The organism is Cupriavidus sp. C2SS-8b, from assembly GCF_057073745.1.
In genome coordinates this window covers 3,553,851-3,573,682 of sequence record NZ_CP172716.1, presented here as the reverse complement: position 1 = coordinate 3,573,682, position 19,832 = coordinate 3,553,851, and the positions used below count along the sequence as shown (strand labels likewise).

At 68.3% G+C, this 19,832-nt stretch carries 13 protein-coding genes; 7 read left to right on the top strand and 6 right to left on the bottom strand.

All coding sequences use genetic code 11. The annotated features are described in order from the left end of the window. Positions 1 to 11 precede the first annotated feature (11 nt). The 4 genes from ACIGJB_RS16605 to phhA form a co-directional block, all read right to left on the bottom strand. Positions 12 to 1,667, bottom strand: coding sequence for a sensor histidine kinase (locus ACIGJB_RS16605; protein WP_483730765.1), 1,656 nt, complete (start codon positions 1,665 to 1,667; stop codon positions 12 to 14). Between the two features lie 57 nt (positions 1,668 to 1,724). Next, complete coding sequence (locus tag ACIGJB_RS16600; protein WP_211952709.1) at positions 1,725 to 2,429, bottom strand: response regulator transcription factor; 705 nt, start codon at positions 2,427 to 2,429, stop codon at positions 1,725 to 1,727. A gap of 166 nt (positions 2,430 to 2,595) precedes the next feature. Next, a complete protein-coding gene (locus ACIGJB_RS16595) occupies positions 2,596 to 2,898 on the bottom strand; it encodes a 4a-hydroxytetrahydrobiopterin dehydratase (protein ID WP_483730764.1) in 303 nt (100 codons plus the stop codon). 98 nt (positions 2,899 to 2,996) lie between these two features. Further along, entirely contained in the window at positions 2,997 to 3,947 is a 951-nt protein-coding gene (phhA, locus tag ACIGJB_RS16590) for a phenylalanine 4-monooxygenase (protein ID WP_483730763.1), read from the bottom strand. A 154-nt stretch (positions 3,948 to 4,101) separates the two neighbouring features. Between phhA and ACIGJB_RS16585 the strand changes: the two genes are divergently transcribed. The 4 genes from ACIGJB_RS16585 (at position 4,102) to pbpC (ending at position 13,757) form a co-directional block, all read left to right on the top strand. Further along, the gene (locus ACIGJB_RS16585) at positions 4,102 to 4,575 is read left to right on the top strand and encodes an Lrp/AsnC family transcriptional regulator (RefSeq protein WP_483730762.1); all 474 of its coding nucleotides are present in this window, start codon (positions 4,102 to 4,104) and stop codon (positions 4,573 to 4,575) included. Positions 4,576 to 4,672: 97 nt separating this feature from the next. Next, positions 4,673 to 10,735 carry an alpha-2-macroglobulin family protein gene (locus ACIGJB_RS16580; protein ID WP_483730761.1) on the top strand — a complete coding sequence of 2,021 codons (6,063 nt, stop codon included), beginning with the start codon at positions 4,673 to 4,675 and terminating at the stop codon, positions 10,733 to 10,735. Then, positions 10,732 to 11,442: a lysoplasmalogenase gene (locus ACIGJB_RS16575; RefSeq protein WP_483730760.1), complete on the top strand. Its 711-nt coding sequence runs from the start codon at positions 10,732 to 10,734 to the stop codon at positions 11,440 to 11,442. The genes ACIGJB_RS16580 and ACIGJB_RS16575 overlap by 4 nt, the downstream gene beginning before the upstream one ends. Positions 11,443 to 11,549: 107 nt before the next feature. Continuing rightward, the gene (gene pbpC / locus ACIGJB_RS16570) at positions 11,550 to 13,757 is read left to right on the top strand and encodes a penicillin-binding protein 1C (protein ID WP_483730759.1); all 2,208 of its coding nucleotides are present in this window, start codon (positions 11,550 to 11,552) and stop codon (positions 13,755 to 13,757) included. On the opposite strand, the gene ACIGJB_RS16565 is transcribed toward pbpC, so the two are convergent. Further along, positions 13,734 to 14,672 carry a LysR family transcriptional regulator gene (locus ACIGJB_RS16565; protein WP_483730758.1) on the bottom strand — a complete coding sequence of 313 codons (939 nt, stop codon included), beginning with the start codon at positions 14,670 to 14,672 and terminating at the stop codon, positions 13,734 to 13,736. The two genes, pbpC and ACIGJB_RS16565, sit on opposite strands and share 24 nt — an antisense overlap. Before the next feature lie 96 nt (positions 14,673 to 14,768). Here ACIGJB_RS16565 and ACIGJB_RS16560 point away from each other — a divergent pair, with 96 nt between their 5' ends. Together ACIGJB_RS16560 and ACIGJB_RS16555 are read left to right on the top strand one after the other, a co-directional pair. After that, a complete protein-coding gene (locus ACIGJB_RS16560) occupies positions 14,769 to 15,782 on the top strand; it encodes an aldo/keto reductase (RefSeq protein ID WP_483730757.1) in 1,014 nt (337 codons plus the stop codon). A gap of 57 nt (positions 15,783 to 15,839) precedes the next feature. Further along, positions 15,840 to 16,796: a delta(1)-pyrroline-2-carboxylate reductase family protein gene (locus tag ACIGJB_RS16555; RefSeq protein WP_483730756.1), complete on the top strand. Its 957-nt coding sequence runs from the start codon at positions 15,840 to 15,842 to the stop codon at positions 16,794 to 16,796. Between the two features lie 3 nt (positions 16,797 to 16,799). Here the strand turns inward: ACIGJB_RS16555 and ACIGJB_RS16550 are convergent, their stop codons facing one another. Further along, a complete protein-coding gene (locus ACIGJB_RS16550; protein WP_483730755.1) occupies positions 16,800 to 17,423 on the bottom strand; it encodes a TetR/AcrR family transcriptional regulator in 624 nt (207 codons plus the stop codon). A gap of 215 nt (positions 17,424 to 17,638) precedes the next feature. Between ACIGJB_RS16550 and ACIGJB_RS16545 the strand changes: the two genes are divergently transcribed. Next, positions 17,639 to 19,600 (top strand): alkyl/aryl-sulfatase, encoded by a 1,962-nt coding sequence (locus tag ACIGJB_RS16545; RefSeq protein WP_483730754.1) that lies wholly within the window; start codon positions 17,639 to 17,641, stop codon positions 19,598 to 19,600. Positions 19,601 to 19,832 lie beyond the last annotated feature (232 nt).

Here is a 19,832-nt window from a genome sequence, read left to right as displayed (position 1 = left end):
AGCCGCCCGCGTCAGGCGGCCATCCCAGCAGCTTCGCACGGGATCCGGATCACGAAGCGCATGGTCGGGCGCCGTTCAGGGCTCGTGGCCGGGTCGGGGGCAGTGGCTGCCGCGGTGTCCGAGTTGCCGGCCGGCACATCCTCGATGCGGATGGTGCCGTGGTGCAGGCCGATGATTTCATGCACGATCGCAAGCCCCAGCCCGGCGCCCGCGGTCTGGGCCGCCGGCACCTGGTCGCCCTGGCGATCGCCACGGAAAAAGCGCTTGAAGACCTCTTCGCGCCGCTGGGGCGCGATGCCCGGACCATTGTCTTCCACCATCACCACGGCCATGCCGCGATTGCCGAGCGCCTCGCCGCCCGCGCGTACGGTGATGCGCCCGCCCGGGGGCACGTACTTCACGGCGTTGTCGATCAGGTTGGACAGGGCTTCGCGCATCAGCAGCCGGTTGCCGCGCACCATGGCCGGCGAGCTGCCGGTAAAGGTCGGGCCGGGCAGGACCTCGAAACCCAGGTCAAGGCGGCGCGCCAGCGCCTGAGGCACCCATTCCGCGCCGGTCTCGAAGGCCAGCGCAGCCAGGTCGAAATACTCCACCGGGCCCAGCCGCTCCAGCGACAGCCCGGGCTCGGCCCGCGCCAGCGACAGCAGCTGGTTGGACAGGCGTACCGCGCGGTCGGAGGCGGTCTGCAGCTCGCGCAGCGCGTGGCGGGCGACTTCGAGCGAATCGGCTTCCATGGCACGGTCGGCGTGCAGCTTCACGGCGGTCAGCGGCGTGCGCAACTGGTGCGCGGCATCGGCAATGAACTTGCGCTGGGCGTCCAGCGCGTCCCGCAGGCGCGACAGCAGCGCATTCAGGCCGCGGATCAGCGGCGCCACCTCGGCCGGCACCTGGGTTTCGTCGAGCGCCGCGAGCGAGCGCGCGGTCTGGCGGTTCAGCTTGTCGGTCAGGATCTGCAGCGGCACCAGCTCTTCCTTGAGCACGTGCGAGAGGATCAGGCTGCCCACCAGCAGCAGCAGGATCAGCGGCACCGACACCGACAGCAGAATCTCGTTGGCCGCCGTTTCCCGGCGGTCCAGCAGTTCCGCCACTTCCACCACGATGGGGCCGCGCGTCGCCTTGCCGTCCTCGCTGGTGCCGAGTTCGTCGGTTGCCGGGCTCGGCAGCATGATCGGCAGCCGCACCGCGCGGACCTGGCGGCCGCTGAACCAGGCATAGAACAGGCGTGCGTCGTGCAGCGTGGTCTGGCCGGTGCCGTAGCCGAGCCAGGTATCCATGCCGCCGATCAGGCCGTCCGGGCCATGGATGCGCCAGTAGATGCGATCGGTGCCTTCGGCCTCGACCAGCGTCTGCGCGATCATCGGGATGTCCTGCTCCAGCCGCGGCCCGGCAATGCGGATCTGCTGCGCGATGCTGTTCGCCACGCCATACAGCGCGCGGTCGAATACCTGCGTGGTGTAGTGCGCGGCCAGCCAGTACGAGAGCGAGCCGCTCACCAGCACCAGCGCGAACAGCGGCGTGGCCAGCGCGCGCAGCAGATGCACGCGCAGGCTGGCGTTGACCGCCACGCGCGGCGCCTGCGCCGTGCGGCGGGTCTGCGGCGGCGGCTGCGACGACGACGGGGTGCCGGGTTCGGCAGCGGAACGGGAGATGCGGGATCGCGGCCACATGGCGCGGAAGCTTCAGTCAGCCGGCCGGCGCAGTCGCGGCCCGTGCCACGCGCGCGTTCATTGGCCGGCGCGGACCTGCAGCAGGTAGCCGAAGCCGCGCACCGTGACGATCTCGACGTCGCTTTCCTCGAGCTTCTTGCGCACGCGGTGCACATAGACCTCGATGGCGGTATCGCCGACGGTATCGCCGCCTTCGCCGGCCGGATGCGCGAAGGTCGCCAGGTGGTCCTGCAGCTGGGCCTTGCTGACCACGCGGCCCTGGCGCTGCAGCAGCAGTTCCAGCACCGCGAACTCGCGCGGCGACAGTTCCAGCGGCTTGCCGTCGATGAACATGCGGCGATCGTTGCCCGACAGGCGCAGGCGGCCCAGGCGCACATCGCGGTCGGGCACGGCTTCGCCATGCTGGCTGCGGCGCAGCAGCACGCGCACGCGGGCTTCGAGTTCAGGCAGGGCAAACGGCTTGACGAGATAGTCGTCGGCGCCGGCGTTCAGGCCGGAGAGCTTGTCTTCGAGCTCGTCGCGGGCGGTCAGGATGATGACCGGCGTGGTGCGGTTGCGGGCGCGATAGCGCGCCAGCAGCGTCATGCCGTCGATGCCGGGCAGGCCCAGGTCGAGGATGACGAGGTCGTGCTGCTCGCGCAGCAGGTGTTCGGTGGCGTAGACGCCGTCATGGACCACGCGCACCTGGTGGCCGGCGCGTGTCAGGCCGGCTTCGACGCCGCTGGCGATCTGGCGGTCGTCTTCGATCAGCAGGATTCGCATGGCGGCAGTTCGGGCAGGACGTCGGGCATGGCTGGATCAGCCGGGAAGGAAGACAGGATGCGGCAGGCGCGGCGTAGCGCACACGCGAAACCGCGATCCGCCGATTGTACAGGCCACGGCCCTGGTCTTCCTTTCGGTTTGCCTTCAGTACCGCCGGTGCGGCACCTTACGCCGCCTGCAGCGAGGCGGCCGCACGCTCGATGAAACGGGCCAGGTCGATGTCGCGCTGGGTCAGGCCGTTGGCATCGTGCGTGGACAGGGTGATGTCGACGCGGTTGTAGACATTGAACCACTCGGGATGGTGATCGGCCTTTTCCGCCTGGATGGCCACGCGCGTCATGAACGCGAACGCGGCGTTGAAATCAGCGAAGGTGAAGCGCTTGTGGATGGCGTCGCGGTTGTCGACGTCGGTCCAGCCGGGCAGTTCGGCGAGCAGGGTGGCGCGCGCCTGGGGCGAAAGGGGTGTCATGTTGGGCTCGATCAATTGAAAGAAAAAGCCGGCCCGCCCTGGCGGGCTTGCCGGCATTGTTTCACAAAGCAGAAAACCGTGCGGTCGGCCGCTTGCGGTCAGATATCGTCGCTGTCGCCCCAGCCTTCGCGGGTGCCGGCATGGATCACCTGGTCGCCAGCGGCCACGTCGCCGGCGCCCAGCGTCGGCAGGCCGCGCAGTTCCTGGTACAGCGGCGCGAAGTCGGGCCGGGTCGCGTCGAACAGCTGCTCGAAGTTGTCGATCACGAAGTAGGTCTTCTGGAAGGTGTCGATGCGGTAGCGCGTGCGCATGATGCGCCGCACGTCGAAGCCGATGCGGTTCGGGCTGGCCGAATCCAGGCTGTAGACCGACTCGCCCTGGCTGGACAGGATGCCGGCGCCGTAGATGCGCAGGCCTTCGGGCGTGCGGATCAGGCCGAATTCCACCGTGTACCAGTACAGCCGCGCCAGCATGTCCAGCGCGCCCAGGCCCGCCGCCTTGAGGCCGCCCTTGCCGTAGGCCTCCATATAGTCGGCGAACACCGGGTTGATCAGCAGCGGCACATGGCCGAATACGTCGTGGAAGCAGTCCGGCTCCTGCAGGTAGTCGAGCTGCTCGGGCTTGCGCATCCACCAGCTGGCGGGGAAGCGGCGATTGGCCAGGTGATCGAAAAACACCTCGTCCGGCACCAGGCCCGGCACGGCCACCACCTGCCAGCCCGTGGCGCGCATCAGCGTCTCGTTGAGCTGGTCGAACTCGGGCACGCGGTCCTTTTCCATGCCCAGCGTGGCCAGGCCTTGCAGGAATTCGTTGCTGACGCGGCCGCGCAGCATCGACGCCTGGCGCTCGTAGAGCTTGCGCCAGATGGCGTGGTCGGTGCTGCTGTAGCGGTGCACCGGCTGCGCGATGGTGAAGTCCGGGCGCAGCTCCTGGCCGGACAGCAGGCCGGCGTCGAACTGCTCCCTGAGCTTGTCGGTCATGGTGCCCTGGAAGTTTCCGTCAAACTGGGCGGAAGCTTCTTGAACGGGGGCGCTGGCGATAGCGGACATCGAATTTGTCTCCTGGATTGGCGCAGTGCGTTGCAAGCGGTTTATCTGCGTAGTTTAGGCGTCAATTGGTGAAATTAAGCCGCAAAATCGGCTTATATCACACTCATGGTGCGTATAATTCGCGCAAACAAGACGATTAATGCGGGAATTGCGTATGGTGTCCCTTGACCACTTCGACCTGGCGCTGATTGCCGCCCTGCAGGCTGACGGGCGCTCCACGCACCAGCAACTGGCGGAGCGGGTACACCTGTCGTCGAGCCAGGTAGGCCGGCGGCTGGCCCGGCTGGAAGCCGACGGTGTCATCACCGGTTATCGCGTGAGCCTGTCGACGCAGGCGCTGGGACTGGGCGTACTGGTCTTTATCAGCGTCAAGCTGGCGCACCACGGCGACACCATCACGGAACGCTTCAGCGAGGAAATCCTGCTGCTCGAGGAAGTGCAGGAGTGCTATTCCGTGGCCGGCGAGGCCGATTACCTGATTCGCGTGGTCGTGCCGGATCTTCCTACCCTGGCCGAATTCACCATGAAGCGCCTGATGCGGGTGCCGGGCGTGGAAAGCATCCGTTCCAACATCGTCCTGACCGCGCTCAAGAGCGAAGGCGCCTTGCCGCTGTCGCACCTGCGCTGAAATTTTTGTCGGCCGCGCTGCAGGTTTGCGTGCCGGCCTTGCACTCCCAAACGTCACATGTCACCCTCGCCGGGTGCTTTGACGGGAGGATTGCAGGATGATGGGAATCGTTGCCCGACGGGGTCGGGAACTTGGCCAGCGCGCGTCGGCAAGCCGCGTCGCGATGGCGGGCGTGCTGGCAGGGCTGCTGATGTCGACCGCGTTCGCGGCGCAGGTCACGCGCTTCTCGCCAGAGGGAACGGTTCCACAGGTGCGCCAGGTGGCGATTCGTTTCGACGAAGCCATGGTGCCGATGGGCGACGTCAAGGCTGCTGCGCCGGCAGCCCTTTCCTGTACCGGCGCGGCCACGGCGGGGCAGGGGCGCTGGGTCGATGCCAGCAACTGGGTGTTCGACTTCGAGCACGACCTGCCGCCCGGTGTGCGGTGTTCCGTGCGGATGTCCGCCAGCCTGCGCAGCGTGGCCGGCAAGCCCTACGCGGGCAAGGCCGAGTACCGGTTCGAGACCGGCGGCCCCACGGTCGTGGCCAACCGTCCGTCGGGCGGCGAGATCGAGGAGGACCAGGTTTTCGCGCTGCGCTTCAACGGCGCGGCCACCGCGGCCTCGGTGCGCGATCATGCGTGGTGCCAGGCGGAGGGCCTGGGCGAACGCATTCCCGTGCGCCTGCTGGCCGGCAAGGAGCGCGATGCCGTGGTCGACGCCATCTACTGGAAGCGCCTGGCCAAGGACGCGCCCGACGCGATCCACCTGCTGGCCTGCCAGCAGCGGCTGCCGGCAGGCGCGCGCATGCAGCTGGTGCTTGGCGCGGGCATTGCCACGCCGTCGGGCATCGCCACGCGCGACGAGCGCCGCTTCGATTACACCGTGCGCGAGCCGTTCACCGCGAGCTTCAGTTGCGAGCGCGAGCACGCGCAGTCACCCTGCACGCCACTGCGGCCGATGACGATCTCATTCTCGGCGCCGATCGGGCGCAAGCTGGCCGAGCACGTGGTGCTGAAGACGCCGTCGGGCCCGCGCGCGCCGCAGTTCGATGCGGATCTCGCGCCGGATGCCAGCGTCACGTCGCTCGCCTTCGCCGCACCGTTTCCGGAGAAGGCCGATTTCACCATCGAGATCCCGCGTGACCTGAAGGACGACAGTGGCCGCACGCTGTCCAATGCCGACCTGTTTCCGCTCAAGGTATCGACCGCGGCCATGCCGCCGCTGGCAAAGTTTGCCGCGGCGCCGTTCGGCGTGGTGGAGCGCTTCGGCGAACTGCCCAAGGGCAAGGCGCCGGCCGACTATCCGCCGCTGCTGCCGGTGACGCTGCGCAACGTCGAAGCCGACCTGCAGGTGCGCGGCGTGCAGGCGCAGGCGGGCACGGTGATGAAGCTCAAGGTCGATGACGATGGCGCCGTGCTGCGTTGGCTGGGCTTGGTGCGCCGCATGCACGAGACCAGCTGGACACGCGCGGAACTCGACGCGGTGCTGGCGGGCCATTCTCCCTACGGCGTGAACAATCCGCGCAATGCCCCGTCGATCGAAGCGCGCTCGGTGTCACTGCTGGAACGCGCGGCGGGCGTGCAGAAGCTCTCTGTGCCCAAGCCTTCGGGCGATGCGCCGCGGCCCTTCGAGGTGGTCGGCATTCCGTTGCCGGAACCGGGCTTCCATGTGGTCGAGATTGCATCGCCGATGCTCGGCCAGGCGCTGCTCGGCAAGCGCGCGCCGATGTATGTGCGTACGGCCGCGCTGGTCACCAACCTTGGCGTGCATTTCAAGCTGGCGCGCGGTGAGGGCGACGGCGCGATGAGCGGCCTGGCGTGGGTGACCGCGCTCGATGACGGCAAGCCCGTACGCGACGCCGCCGTTGCCGTGCGTGACTGTTCCGGCAGGTTGCTCGGCGAAGGCCGTACCGATGCCAGCGGCATCGTGCGCTTCGCCAGGCTCGACGATGTGCGCGGCCGCAGCTGCGACGGCAATGGCCTGTCGGGCTATTTTGTTTCCGCGCGCATCGCGGCCACGCATCCGGAGGCACGCGGCAAGGCCGACATGGCCTTCGTGATGTCCGACTGGAACCGCGGCATCGAGACCTGGCGCTTCAACGTGCCGACCGATGCCAGCGCGGCACAGACCGTGCGCGCGCATACCGTGTTCGACCGCACGCTGCTGCGCGCCGGCGAAACGGTGTCGATGAAGCATTTCATCCGTGCCGAGACCGCACAGGGCTTTGCCTTGCCGCCCGCGAACCGCAAGCTGCCGCAGACGGTGGTGATCCGCCATGAAGGCAGCGGCCAGACCTACGAACTGCCGCTGCAGTGGCGCAATACCGCGACCGGCGGGCGCAGCGCCGAAAGCAGCTTCCAGGTGCCGCCCGCTGCCAAGCTCGGGGTCTACGGCGTCGAGTTGCAGACCGAAGCCAGCGGCGGCAATGGCGCCGACGACAACCACGCGCGCACCTATGCCAGCGGCAGTTTCCGCGTGGAGGCGTTCCGGCTGCCGGTACTGACCGGCACGCTGCAAGCCACGGGTGGACAAGGCGGCAAGGGCGGCGCCCTGATGGCGCCGGCTGAAGTGCCAGTCAGTGTCGAAGTGCATTACGTATCCGGCGGCGCGGCCATTGGCCTGCCGGTGCGCGTGTCGGCGCTGCTGCGCGACAAGTGGGTCAGCTTCCCCGGTTACGACGAATACTCGTTCACGCCGCCGCGCGCCACGCGCGAGAACACCTCCGGCGACGAGGAGATGGATCAGGTCGACGAAGGCCAGGCTCGCGACGGCGGCCAGAAACTGGTCGCCGACAAGCTGCCGGTGACGCTCGACAAGAACGGCAATGGCACGGTCACGCTGCGCAAGATGCCGAAGACCGATGCGCCGCGCGACCTGGTGCTCGAAGCCGGCTTTGCCGACCCGAACGGCGAGATCCAGACGCTGCGCCAGACCGTGCCGGTATGGCCTGCCGCCGTGGTGGCGGGTATCCGCACCGATGGCTGGGTATCGGTCAAGCAGAAGCTGGCCGTGCACGGCCTGGTGCTCGACACGCAGGGCAAGCCGGTGGCCGATACGCCGGTGAAGTTCAACGCACGGGCACGCCTCACCACTTCGACGCGCAAGCGTGTGGTAGGCGGCTTCTACCGCTACGACAACCGCAGCGAGAGCCGCGACCTCGGCACGGTGTGCGAGACGCGTACCGACGCACAGGGCCGCGCGCGCTGCGATATCACGCTGGACCAGGCGGGCCAGGTGGAGCTGGTGGCGATTGCACGGGACAAGGATGGCCGCAGCACGCAGGCGGCCTCGACGGTATGGGTCACGCGCCAGGGCGAGCTGTGGTTCGGCGGCGAGAACCATGACCGCATCGACGTGCTGCCCGAGAAGAAGCAGTACGCGCCCGGCGACACCGCCGTGTTCCAGGTGCGCATGCCGTTCCGCGAGGCCACGGCGCTGGTCGCGGTGGAGCGTGAAGGCGTGCTCGAGACGCAAGTGGTCGAACTCCATGGCAGCGATCCCACGGTACGCGTGAAGGTCAAGCCGGAGTGGGGCCCCAACGTCTACGTGTCGGTGATGACGATCCGCGGACGCCTGCGTGAAGTGCCCTGGTATTCGTTCTTCACGTGGGGCTGGCGCCAGCCGGGCGAATGGTGGCGGGCGTTCCGCAGCGAGGGCAAGGAATACGCGGCGCCGACCGCGCTGGTGGACCTGTCCAGGCCGGCTTTCCGGCTTGGCCTGGCGGAGATCCGCGTCGGCAACGAGGCGCACCGGCTCGATGTCACCGTGACGCCGGACAAGGCGTCCTATACCGTGCGCGGCAAGGCGCGCGTGGCACTGCAGGTGAAGCTGCCCGACGGCAAGCCCGCGGCCAATGGCGAGATCGCGCTGGCCGCGGTGGACCAGGCGCTGCTGGAGTTGATGCCGAACAACAGCTGGGACCTGCTCGACGCCATGCTGCAACGGCGCAGCTACGGCGTGGAGACCGCCACGGCGCAGATGGAAATCATCGGGCGCCGGCACTATGGGCGCAAGGCGGTGCCGGCCGGCGGTGGCGGCGGCAAGAGTCCGACGCGCGAACTGTTCGACACGCTGCTGCTGTGGAACCCGCGCGTGCAGCTCGATGCCGAGGGCAAGGCCACGGTGGAAGTGCCGCTCAATGATTCGCTGACCAGCTTCCGCATCGTCGCGGTGGCCGACCTTGGCGTCGGGCGCTTTGGCACCGGCAGCGCGACCATCGCGGCCACGCAGGACCTGCAGCTGATTTCCGGCCTGCCGCTGCTGGTGCGCGAAGACGACCGCTATCGCGCCATGTTCACGCTGCGCAATACAACCAAGCGGGCCATGACGGTGCAAGCCAGCGCACGCGCCACGCTGGTCGACAATGCCAACGCGCTGCCTGCGCAGACCGTGCAGATACCGGCTGGCGAGGCACGCGAGATCGGCTGGGATGTCACCGCGCCGGCGCTGCTCGCGTACTCGCGCAGCGGCACGATCCAGTGGGAAGTGCAGGCCGCCGAGCAGGGCGCGGGGGGCGCGGCGGACCGCATCAAGGTATCGCAGCAGATCGTGCCGGCGGAGCCGGTGACGGCGCAGCAGGCGACGCTGGCGCAACTGACGCCGGGGCTGTCGGTGCCCGTGAAGGCGCCGCCCGGTGCGCTCACCGATCCGACGGGCAAGCTGCGCGGCGGCCTGCAGGTGAACCTGCAGTCGTCGCTCGCGGGCGGCATGCCGGGCGTGCGCGAGTGGTTCCTCAACTACCCGTTCAGCTGCCTGGAGCAGCGTGCGTCGAAGGCCATCGGCCTCGCTGACAACACGGCGTGGGACGCGCTGATGAACCAGCTGCCGTCATACCTCGATGCGAATGGCCTGGCCTCGTACTTCCCGTTGCGCAGCGACAGCCAGAGCGGCAGCGTCGCCCTGACGGCCTACCTGCTGTCGATCAGCGACGAAGCCGCGAAAGCGGGCCTGACGCTGCGCGTGCCTGACGAGCAGCGCGCGCAGATGGAACGGGGCCTGACAGCGTTCGTCGAAGGTCGCATCCGCCCGGATGCGTGGAGTCCTTCCGCAGCCACGATGGATCTCGAAGTCCGCAAGCTGGCCGCGCTCGAAGCGCTGTCGCGCACGGGGCACGCGCAGGCACGCATGCTGGGGTCGATCCAGATCCTGCCGGCGCAGTGGCCGACCTCGGCGCTGATCGACTGGGCCCTGCTGCTGTCGCGCATGCAGGACATTCCTCAGCGCGAAGCGCGGCTTGCCGAAGCGCAGCAGCTGCTGCGCGCGCGCCTGACGGTGCAGGGCACGCGGCTGGCGTTCTCGACCGAGCGCAGCGACGACTGGTGGTGGCTGATGGCCGGTGGCGACGTAAATGCGGCACGCCTGCTCGCGCTGGCCGCGGAAGTGCCGGGCTGGAAGGACGATGCGCCGCAGCTTGCCACGGGATTGATCGGACGCCAGGTGCGCGGGGCATGGGGCACGACCAATGCCAATGCATGGGGCATGCTGGCGATCGCGCGCTTTGCGCAGGCGTTCGAGAAGACTCCGGTGGCTGGCAGCACGCGCCTGTCGGTGAGTGGTGGCGGGGAAAGCGCGCGCAGCTTCGACTGGAGCCGCGCACAGCGCCGCGACGGCGTGGCGCAGGGTAGCGTCGACCTGCCGTGGCCGACCGGGGAGGGCGGCGGCACGCTGCAGCTCGAACAGGCCGGCGCGGGGCATCCGTGGGCCACGGTGCGCGCCATGGCCGCGGTGCCGCTGTCGGGACCGCTGGCCGCCGGCTATCGCGTGCGCCGCACGGTGACGCCGGTGGAGCAGGCGGTGTCGGGCAAGTGGTCGCGCGGCGATACGTATCGCGTGAAGCTTGACATCGACGCGCAGGCCGACATGACGTGGGTGGTGGTCAGCGATCCGGTCCCGGCCGGCGCGACCATCCTCGGCAGCGGGCTGGGGCGCGATTCGGCCATCGCCACGCGCGGCGAGCGGCGCAAGGGCATGGCCTGGGCCGCCTATACCGAACGCACGCCGCAGGCTTACCGCGAGTACTACGAGTACCTGCCCAAGGGCAGCATCTCGGTCGAATACACGGTGCGCCTGAACAACGCCGGCGACTTCGCGCTGCCGCCGACGCGCGTCGAAGCCATGTATGCGCCGGATGTGTTCGGCGCGGCGCCGAATGCGCGCCTGACCGTCGGAGCCCGCCCATGAGCTGGCTCGCGCTCATGATGCCGGCGCGCGTGCGCGAGTGGTGGCTGGCCGGCACCCTGGCGGGCGTGGTCTATGGGGCGCTGCTGGTGCAGGTAGCGATGGAGCTGCCCGAGGGCGCGCCGCTGACCGGCCAGATCGCGCTGCAGCCCGCGTGGAAGATCGCGATGGCGCTGATGCTGGCGCGTGCCGCGTGGTTCCATCGCCCGTTGAAGGAGCGGCGCTGGCTGGTGATTGCGCTGGTGTGCTCCGCGATCGGGGATTTGCTGCTCGCGGTGCCGGCGCTGCGCAGTTCGTTCGTGGGCGGCCTCGGCGCGTTCCTGCTCGCGCATCTCGCCTATCTGCGGGTGCTGGTGCCGCTCGCGGGCGACTGGCGCGCGCACCGGCTGGTCGCGTGCGGCGCGATGATCGGTGTGGCCGGCACGATGCTGGGCCGCTTCTGGCCCAACCTGGGCACGCTGGCGGGGCCGGTGACGGTGTACGTCATCGTGCTGGCGGCGATGGTCTGCGCCGCGCTGGTGGCGAAGCTGCCGACGCCGTTCACCGCGCTGGGTGCGCTGTGTTTCGCTGCGTCTGACATGATGATCGGCATTGCGCGCTTCCTCGTGCCGTTCGATAGTTTCCAGCTGGGCATCTGGTGGACGTATGCGGCCGCGCAGGTGCTGATGGTCGCAGGCATCGTGGGGAATCGCGGAGAGAGTGGGGCATGAAGGGGGTTGCAGCTGTGTTCGCAGGGCTTCGTGTTTCGCCGGTTTGCTCCCGTCTCCCACTTGTGGGAGAGGGGAGCAAACCTGCAGTCCGGCATGCATTGGGATTCATGTTTGCCGTGGCACTGGTATGTGCTGCGCCTCCCGCCCAAGCCCTCCCATCCTTCGCCCAGGTCCGCGCCGACTGGCGCAGCACCGACGTCGTCATCACCGACCGCAACGGCGAAACCATTGCGCGCCTGCGCGATGACTTCCGCGTGCGCCGCGGCGATTGGGTCACGCTCGCGGAAACCTCGCCCGCGCTGCGTACCGCCATCGTGCTGTCGGAGGACAAGCGCTTCTACGCGCACAGCGGCGTCGACTGGCAAGGCGTGGCTGCGGCGGCGTGGGCCAATTTCTGGAACACGCGCACGCGCGGTGCGTCCACGCTGACCATGCAGCTCGCCGGGCTGCTCGATGAAGACCTGCGCCGGCCCGGCAGCGCGGGCGCGGGCCGCAGCGTCACGCAGAAGCTTGGGCAGGCCGCCGGCGCCACGTTGCTGGAGCGAAGCTGGAGCAAGGAACAGATCCTGGAGGCGTACCTGAACCTGGTGCCGTTCCGCGGCGAACTGGTCGGCCTGTCGGCGATGTCGCAGGCGTTGTTCGGCAAGTTTCCGGAAGGGCTCGATGCGCGCGAATCGGCGCTCGCCGTGGCGCTCGTTCGCGCGCCCAATGCCAAAGCCGCGCAAGTCGCACGACGCGCGTGCGGCATCTTGCGCGAGATGCGCGTGCCGCGCGAATGCGAGGGGCTGGAGGGCTTCGCGCAACTGGCGCTGTTGCGCACGGGCAGCGTCGTGCAGCGCGGGGCGGCGGCGTCGGCATTGCCGGGGCAAGCGGCACCGCACCTGGGTCGCATGCTGTTGAGCCAGGCGCGTGGGCAAGAGGGCCCGCATGCACCCGTTCCGCCGTATCTCCGCTCGACGCTCGATGCCGGGCTGCAGCGGGTGGCCGTGGCAAGCCTGCAGCGGCATCTGCGCGAACTGGCCGGCCGGCACGTGGAAGACGGCGCGGTGGTGGTGATCGACAACGCCAGCGGCGACGTGCTCGCCTACGTTGGGTCGTCGGGCGAACTGTCCGGCGCGGCGCAGGTGGACCACGCGCAGGCGCTGCGCCAGGCCGGCTCGACGCTGAAGCCGTTCCTGTACGAGCAGGCATTGGAAGAGCGGCGGCTGACGGCAGCCTCGCTGCTGGATGATCGTCCCGTCAATTTACCCGTGGGCGGCGGGCTGTACGTGCCGCAGAACTACGACCATCGCTATGCGGGCTGGGTGAGCACGCGTGCGGCACTGGCGGCATCGCTGAACGTGCCCGCCGTGCGCACGCTGGTGATGGTGACCCCGCACCGCTTCCACAAGCGGCTGGTGGCGCTGGGGCTGCCCCTGACCGAGGCCGGGGACTACTACGGCTACAGCCTCGCGCTGGGCAGCGCGGATGTGTCGCTACTGGCGCTGACCAATGCGTATCGGGCGCTCGCGAACGGCGGCCGCTACGGCCCGGTACGCACGCGCGCCGGCGTGGCATCCATTCCGTCGACGGCGGTGATGTCGCCGGCGGCGGCTTATGTGATCGGCGACATCCTGTCCGATCGGCATGCGCGCGCGCGCACCTTCGGTCTCGACAGCCCGCTGACCACGCGCTTCTGGACGGCGGTGAAGACCGGCACGAGCAAGGACATGCGCGACAACTGGTGCATCGGCTGGTCGCAGCGCTACACCGTGGGCGTGTGGGTCGGCAACGCCAGCGGGGCCAGCATGCACGATGTGTCGGGCGTCTCGGGCGCGGCGCCGGTATGGCATGACGTGATGGAGGCGCTGCACCGTTCGCAGCCGAGCATGGCCCCCGGCGTGGCGGCGGGTGTCGAACGTGTGGCGCTGACCTTCTCCGATGATCTGGAGCCTGCGCGCGAGGAAGTGTTCCTGGCAGGCACGGCGCTCACGCATGTCAATGTCGGCACATCGTCGACGCGCGCCGGCGTGCCGGCGATCGCAAACCCCGCCGACGGGACTATTTTCGCGCTCGATCCGGACATGCCGCCGTCCGCGCAGCGCGTGTGGTTCCACGCCGAAGGCGTGTCCGGCCAGACCGCGCGCATGGTGAGCTGGCGCATGGACGGCAAGCCGCTCGGGCGCGGTGGCGAAGTGGCGTGGCTGCCATGGCCGGGCCGCCATCAGGTGGAACTGCTGGATGCGGCCGGCAAGGTGGTGCACCGCATCGGCATTGAAGTGCGCGGCGCGAGCGTGCGTGCGCCGGCCGCTTCAGCGGGACGCGGCGCCCGCTGAAGCAGGTGCGTGCGCCTTGAGGAAATCGACGAAGGCACGCAGCTTCGGGGGCATCAGCGCGCGGCCGGGGTAGTAAAGGTAGAAGCCGTCGAACGGCGGCAGCCAGCGCTCCAGCACGGTGACGAGCCGGCCATCGTCGAGCGCTGCACGGACGTGGTGGGGAAACTCGTAGATCAGCCCCGCACCATCCAGCGCGGCCTGGTGCAGCAGCGTCTTGTCGTTGGCGATCAGCGTGGCGCGCGTGTCCACGGTGAAGGTGCGGCCGTCTTCGATGAATTCCCACCGGTAGACGCTGCCATGCGGACCGAAGCGGTATTGCAGGCAGGCATGCGCGTGCAGGTCGGAAGGGGTCTGCGGCGTGCCATGTTGCGCGAGATAGGCGGGCGCGGCTGCCACGACCATGCGCAGCGGGCCGGTGACAGGGATTGCCACCATGTCACGCTGCAGAGCCTCGCCCAGGCGCAGGCCGGCGTCGAAGCCTTCTGCGACCAGGTCGGCAAAGCGGTCGTCGGTGACCACGTCGACGCAAATGCCTGGGTACGCGCGCACGAAGGCCGCCAGCAGCGGCCGCAGCACGATGGCACCGGCGGTATTGGGCGTGGTCAGGCGCAGCGTGCCAACCGGGATGTCGCGCTGCTGGCGCACATCGTCGGTGGCCGCGCCGATTTCCTGCAGCGCGGGCTCGATGCGGGCAAGCAATGCCGCGCCCGCTTCCGTCAGCCCGACGCTGCGCGTGGTGCGCTGCAGGAGACGCACGCCCAGCCGCGCTTCGAGCTGGCGAATGGTCTGCGATACCGCAGACGGGCTGACCGCCAGCGCCGCGGCGGCGGCCGTGAAGCTGCCGTGGCGGGCCACGCGCACGAACGCCGCTAGTGCAGGCAGGGAATCGGCATCGATTGTGAAGTCAGGCTTCATGATGCATGCAGCGTAGCATGCTGGCTCCGTGGCCGTCGACTGGCCATACTTGCCTGCATTCGTCGCCGTGTGCGACGCCATCCATCAGGAGCCAGCATGACCGGAAATGCCACCTCGATTCCTTCACGCCAACTGGGCAACCACGGTCCCAAGGTCTCGGCCATCGGCCTCGGCTGCATGGGGATGAGCGATTTCTACGGCGCGCACGATGACGCGGAATCGATCCGTACCATCCAGCACGCGCTCGACCACGGCATCACGCTGCTCGACACCGCCGACATCTACGGCCCGCACACCAATGAAGCACTGGTTGGGCGCGCCATTGCCGGGCGGCGCGACCAGGTCGTGCTGGCGACCAAGTTCGGCATCGTGCGCGACCTGTCGCAGCCGGCGGCGCGCGGCGTCAACGGCCGGCCCGAGTATGTACGCGCAAGTTGCGAGGCGAGCCTGAAGCGGCTCGGCGTCGAGCACATCGACCTGTATTACCAGCACCGCATCGATCCGCAGGTGCCCATCGAGGAAACCGTGGGCGCCATGGCGGATCTCGTGAAGGCCGGCAAGATCCGGTGGATCGGCCTGTCCGAGGCCGGCGCACAGACCCTCGAACGCGCGCACAAAGTGCATCCGGTCTCCGCGCTGCAGAGCGAGTATTCGCTGTGGACGCGTGACGTCGAGATCGACGGCATTCTGGCCACGTGCGAGCGGCTCGGTATCGGGTTCGTGCCGTACAGCCCGCTTGGGCGCGGCTTCCTGACAGGGGCCATCCGCAGCCCGGAGGATTTCGACGCGGACGATTTCCGCCGGTCCAACCCGCGTTTCATGGGCGAGAACTTCGCACGCAATCTCGTGCTGGTCGACAAGGTGCGCGCACTGGCTGCCGCCAAGGACTGCACGCCGGCGCAACTCGCGCTGGCCTGGGTGCTGGCGCGCGGCCAGCAGGTGGTGCCGATTCCCGGCACGCGCCGCATCGCCAATCTCGACGACAACCTCGGCGCACTCGACGTGCGGCTCGATGCCAGCGAACTCGCGGAAATCGACGCCATTTTCCCCGCGGGCGCAGCGTCGGGTACACGCTACGCCGAGCATGTAATGCCGATGCTGGCACGCTGAGGGCGGACGCGGGGCCGCATAATGACGAGCCCTGAACCGTGCCCGACGGAGTGCCGCATGTCCCTGATTCCCCTCGATGCCGCCAGCACGGCGGCGCGCCTGCCTTATCCCGAGCTGGCCGATGCCATCGCCGACATGCTGGCCGAGCTGCGCGAGGGCACGGCCATGGCGCCGCCGCGTATCGCGCTGCCGGTCGGCGATGCGCAGGACGGCGAGGGCACGCTGCTGGTGATGCCCGCGCGCAACCGCCGGCTGGTGATGACCAAGAACATCACCGTGCATCCGGACAATCCGCGGCGCGGCTTGCCGAATATCCTTGGCGAAGTGGTGGTGGCCGATGCGCATACCGGCGCGCGCGTGGCGATGCTCGATGGCCCGACGGTCACCGGCCGGCGCACGGCGGCGGTGTCGCTGCTGGCCGCGCAGCGCTTTGCTGCACGACCGGATGGCGAACTGCTCATCATCGGCGCGGGCGTGCAGGCGTTGACGCACCTGGAGGCCTTCATCGCCGGATTGCCGGTACGCCGCGTCTGGCTGCATTCGCGCACGCGCGACAAGGCCGAAGCGCTCGCCGCGCATGCCGGCACGCTTGGTGTCGAGGCGGAGGTGGTCGATGACGTCGCAAGCGTGTTGCCGCGCGTGTCGATGGTGGTGACGGTGACATCGAGCCGCATCCCGGTGCTGCCCGATCTCGATAGTGGCTTGTGGCGCGACGACCAGTTCATTGCGGCCGTCGGCGCATTCCGTCCCGATATGTGCGAACTGCCGCCGGCACTGTGCCAGGCGGCCTCGGCCAGCGGGCGGCTGCTCGCGGATACGCTGTTCGGCATCGAGGACGAGGCCGGCGACCTGTTGCAGGCCGGTATCGACTGGGCCACGGTGCAGCCGTTCGAGACCGCGATCCTGCAGGCCGATGCCATCCGGGCGCGCGCCGGCAGCCCGCTGGTATTCAAGAGCGTGGGCTACGCGCTGTGGGACCTCGCGGCCTGCGTGCTGGCCAGCCGGCAGGACTGAGTGCTACTGCGCGGGCGGGGACGCCAGCCACATCTGGAACAGTTCCCGCGCCGGCTCAAGGTAGGCGGCAATCGGTTCGCTGCATCCGCCGGCGTACCAGTGGCAGTAGCAGCCATGGAAGGTGGACACCATCAGCCGCGCCATCGTGGCCGGCATCGCCCGCTGCGGTTGCGTGAACGCATCAACCAGTCCCTGCACGTGGCCTTCCCAGCCACGGTGGATTTCGGCGCGCACGCTGGCCGGCAAGTTGCCCGAGAACAGCATGCCGAGCACTACGCCCTTGGTTTCGGGATTGGCCGAGAAGGCCTTTGCGACCTGTTCGAATACACGATCGAGGCGGCGCGCCGGCGTTTCTCCTGCCCTGATCTCGGGCGCGATCTCCTGCCCGATTTCGCGGAACAGCGTGGTCGCGGCTTCCGCCAGCAGCATTTCCTTGCTGCCGAAGTGCCATAGCAGGCTGCTCTTGGCCACGCCCGCACTGGCGGAAATCTGATCCAGCTTTACCTCGGCATAGCCGTGCGCGCGGATCAGGTCGCGCGTCACGGCGAGCACGCGTTGGCGCGTTTCAAGCCCGCGACGGTTTTTCTGTGCAGCGGGCGGGGAGGGCGTTGGGGGGAATGCAGGCATGGGGACGATAAAAAGAGCCGGTGAAGACACATCCACGGCGGGTTCGGGCGGAGCATCCCTGATTATTCGAATTTGACAGTGTGACGGCATTCGAACCAAACTCGTGAATTATACTGAACGTTCAGTACAATGCGCCCCCGCTGGTGGACGGCAGTCCGGCTGCCGCCTGTTGCTTCCTCGGGCTCGCACGGAGCCAATCTCTCAAGGAGAACTGAATGCTTCACCGATATGCGGCGCTGGCCGCCGCTGCGCTGTGCCTGGCCGGCACGGCCCATGCCGCCGAAGGCTCCCAGCCGGCAACGCCGGCCACGGCGAAGGCCAACGTGGCCGTCCTGCAACAATTGCCGTTCGCCAACCGGCAGGATTTCGAGGATGCGCAGCGCGGTTTCCTCGGCACGCTGGATGGCAACGAGATCCGCGATGCGAAGGGCCGCGTGGTCTGGTCGCTCGGGACCTATGCCTTCCTGCGCGACGCAAAGGCGCCTGATACGGTCAACCCGAGCCTGTGGCGCCAGGCCCAGGTCAACCTGAACAACGGCCTGTTCCAGGTCACCGACCGCATCTACCAGGTGCGCGGGTTCGATATCTCGAACATGACCATCATCGAGGGCGATACCGGGCTGATCATCATCGATCCGCTGACCTCGATGGAAACCGCGCATGCGGCGCTCGACCTGTACTACAAGCATCGCCCGAAGAAGCCCGTGGTGGCGGTGATCTACACCCATAGCCACGGCGACCACTTCGGCGGCGTCAAGGGCGTGACCACCGAGGAGGCCGTGAACGCCGGCCGCGTCAAGGTGCTGGCGCCCGAGGGTTTCATGGAGGAGGCGGTCAGCGAGAACGTGTTCGCGGGTACGGCAATGGGCCGGCGGGCCCAGTACATGTACGGCACCAACCTGCCGCGTTCGGCCACCGGCCATGTCGATTCGGGCCTGGGCAAGGAGGTGTCGCACGGCACCATCACGCTGATCGCGCCGACCGACCTGATCGCCAAGACCGGCGAGACGCGCACGATCGACGGCGTGAAGATCGAGTTCCTGATGGCGCCCGGCACCGAGGCCCCGGCCGAGATGCTGATGTACTTCCCGCAGTGGAAGGCGCTGTGCGCGGCCGAGGACGCGACCCATAACCTGCACAACCTCTACACCATCCGCGGCGCACAGGTGCGCGACGCCAACCAGTGGTGGCGCGCGCTGGACGAAACCATCGACCGCTTCGGCGGCCGCACCGAAGTGATCTTCGCCCAGCACCACTGGCCCAAGTGGGGGCAGCAGAACATCGTCAGCTATCTCGGCAACCAGCGCGATGCCTACAAGTACATCCACGACCAGTCGCTGCGCCTGGCCAACCAGGGCTTCACGCCGGCCGAGATCGGCGAGCGCGTGAAGCTGCCGCCGTCGCTGGCCAGCCAGTGGGACTTGCGCGACTACTACGGCACGGTGAACCACAACGCCAAGGCCGTTTACCAGCGCTACCTGGGCTGGTATGACGGCAACCCGGCCAACCTGTATCCGCTGCCGCCGGAAGAGGCAGCAAAGCACTATGTCGCGTTCATGGGCGGTGCCGACAAGGTGATCGAGCAGGCCAGGGCCTCCTACGCGCGCGGCGAGTACCGCTGGGTGGCCGAGGTCATGAAGCACGTGGTGTTCGCCGATCCGTCCAACCAGGCGGCACGCAACCTGGAAGCCGACGCTCTGGAGCAGCTTGGCTACCAGACCGAATCCGCCACCTGGCGCAGCGCTTTCCTGAGCGGCGCGCAGGAACTGCGCAATGGCTTGCCCAAGGATCCGGGCGCGCGCACGGCCAATCCTGACGTGCTGCGCGCCATGACCGACACCATGTTCCTGGACTACCTTGCCATCCGCCTGAACGGCGAGCGCGCGGCCGGGCAGAAGCTGGCCATCAACTGGGTCCAGCCCGATACCGGCAAGCGCTACGCGCTGACCGTGGAGAACGGCGTGTTCCGCTACAAGGCCGATGCCCAGCATGCCGCCCCGCAGGCGACGCTGAGCATCCCGCGCACGAGGCTGCTCGGCGTGCTGGCCGGGCAAACCACGCTGCCGGCCGAAGTGCAGGCCGGACGCGCCCGTGTCGACGGTGATGCCGGTGCCCTGCGTACCTGGGTGGGGCTGATGGACAAGTTCGACAGCAACTTCGCCATCGTGACGCCCTGATGCACTGACGCAAGCGAACAGGCGCGTGCGGGCGTTGATACGGTGAAAACCGGGTCGGCGCCCGCGTAAAACCACTTGCATTCGAGGGTTTTTTCGCCTTGTGGGGCAAAAACGTTGCGTGAATGCTGCGGCGCAACGGGCGAAAGTCAGTCTTGATGCGATTTTTTAGTGGTTAACCCTTTATTTAGGGGAGGCATTCTACGAATCCGTATCGTCGATGAAACAGTCCCGC

What these genes read in the sequence shown, in the direction of transcription:
- ACIGJB_RS16605 (WP_483730765.1), bottom strand. Translation starts at nt 1,667, where the DNA reads ATGTGGCCGCGATCCCGCATCTCCCGTTCCGCTGCCGAACCCGGCACC.
- ACIGJB_RS16600 (WP_211952709.1), bottom strand. Translation starts at nt 2,429, where the DNA reads ATGCGAATCCTGCTGATCGAAGACGACCGCCAGATCGCCAGCGGCGTC.
- ACIGJB_RS16595 (WP_483730764.1), bottom strand. Translation starts at nt 2,898, where the DNA reads ATGACACCCCTTTCGCCCCAGGCGCGCGCCACCCTGCTCGCCGAACTG.
- phhA (WP_483730763.1), bottom strand. Translation starts at nt 3,947, where the DNA reads ATGTCCGCTATCGCCAGCGCCCCCGTTCAAGAAGCTTCCGCCCAGTTT.
- ACIGJB_RS16585 (WP_483730762.1), top strand. Translation starts at nt 4,102, where the DNA reads ATGGTGTCCCTTGACCACTTCGACCTGGCGCTGATTGCCGCCCTGCAG.
- ACIGJB_RS16580 (WP_483730761.1), top strand. Translation starts at nt 4,673, where the DNA reads ATGATGGGAATCGTTGCCCGACGGGGTCGGGAACTTGGCCAGCGCGCG.
- ACIGJB_RS16575 (WP_483730760.1), top strand. Translation starts at nt 10,732, where the DNA reads ATGAGCTGGCTCGCGCTCATGATGCCGGCGCGCGTGCGCGAGTGGTGG.
- pbpC (WP_483730759.1), top strand. Translation starts at nt 11,550, where the DNA reads ATGTTTGCCGTGGCACTGGTATGTGCTGCGCCTCCCGCCCAAGCCCTC.
- ACIGJB_RS16565 (WP_483730758.1), bottom strand. Translation starts at nt 14,672, where the DNA reads ATGAAGCCTGACTTCACAATCGATGCCGATTCCCTGCCTGCACTAGCG.
- ACIGJB_RS16560 (WP_483730757.1), top strand. Translation starts at nt 14,769, where the DNA reads ATGACCGGAAATGCCACCTCGATTCCTTCACGCCAACTGGGCAACCAC.
- ACIGJB_RS16555 (WP_483730756.1), top strand. Translation starts at nt 15,840, where the DNA reads ATGTCCCTGATTCCCCTCGATGCCGCCAGCACGGCGGCGCGCCTGCCT.
- ACIGJB_RS16550 (WP_483730755.1), bottom strand. Translation starts at nt 17,423, where the DNA reads ATGCCTGCATTCCCCCCAACGCCCTCCCCGCCCGCTGCACAGAAAAAC.
- ACIGJB_RS16545 (WP_483730754.1), top strand. Translation starts at nt 17,639, where the DNA reads ATGCTTCACCGATATGCGGCGCTGGCCGCCGCTGCGCTGTGCCTGGCC.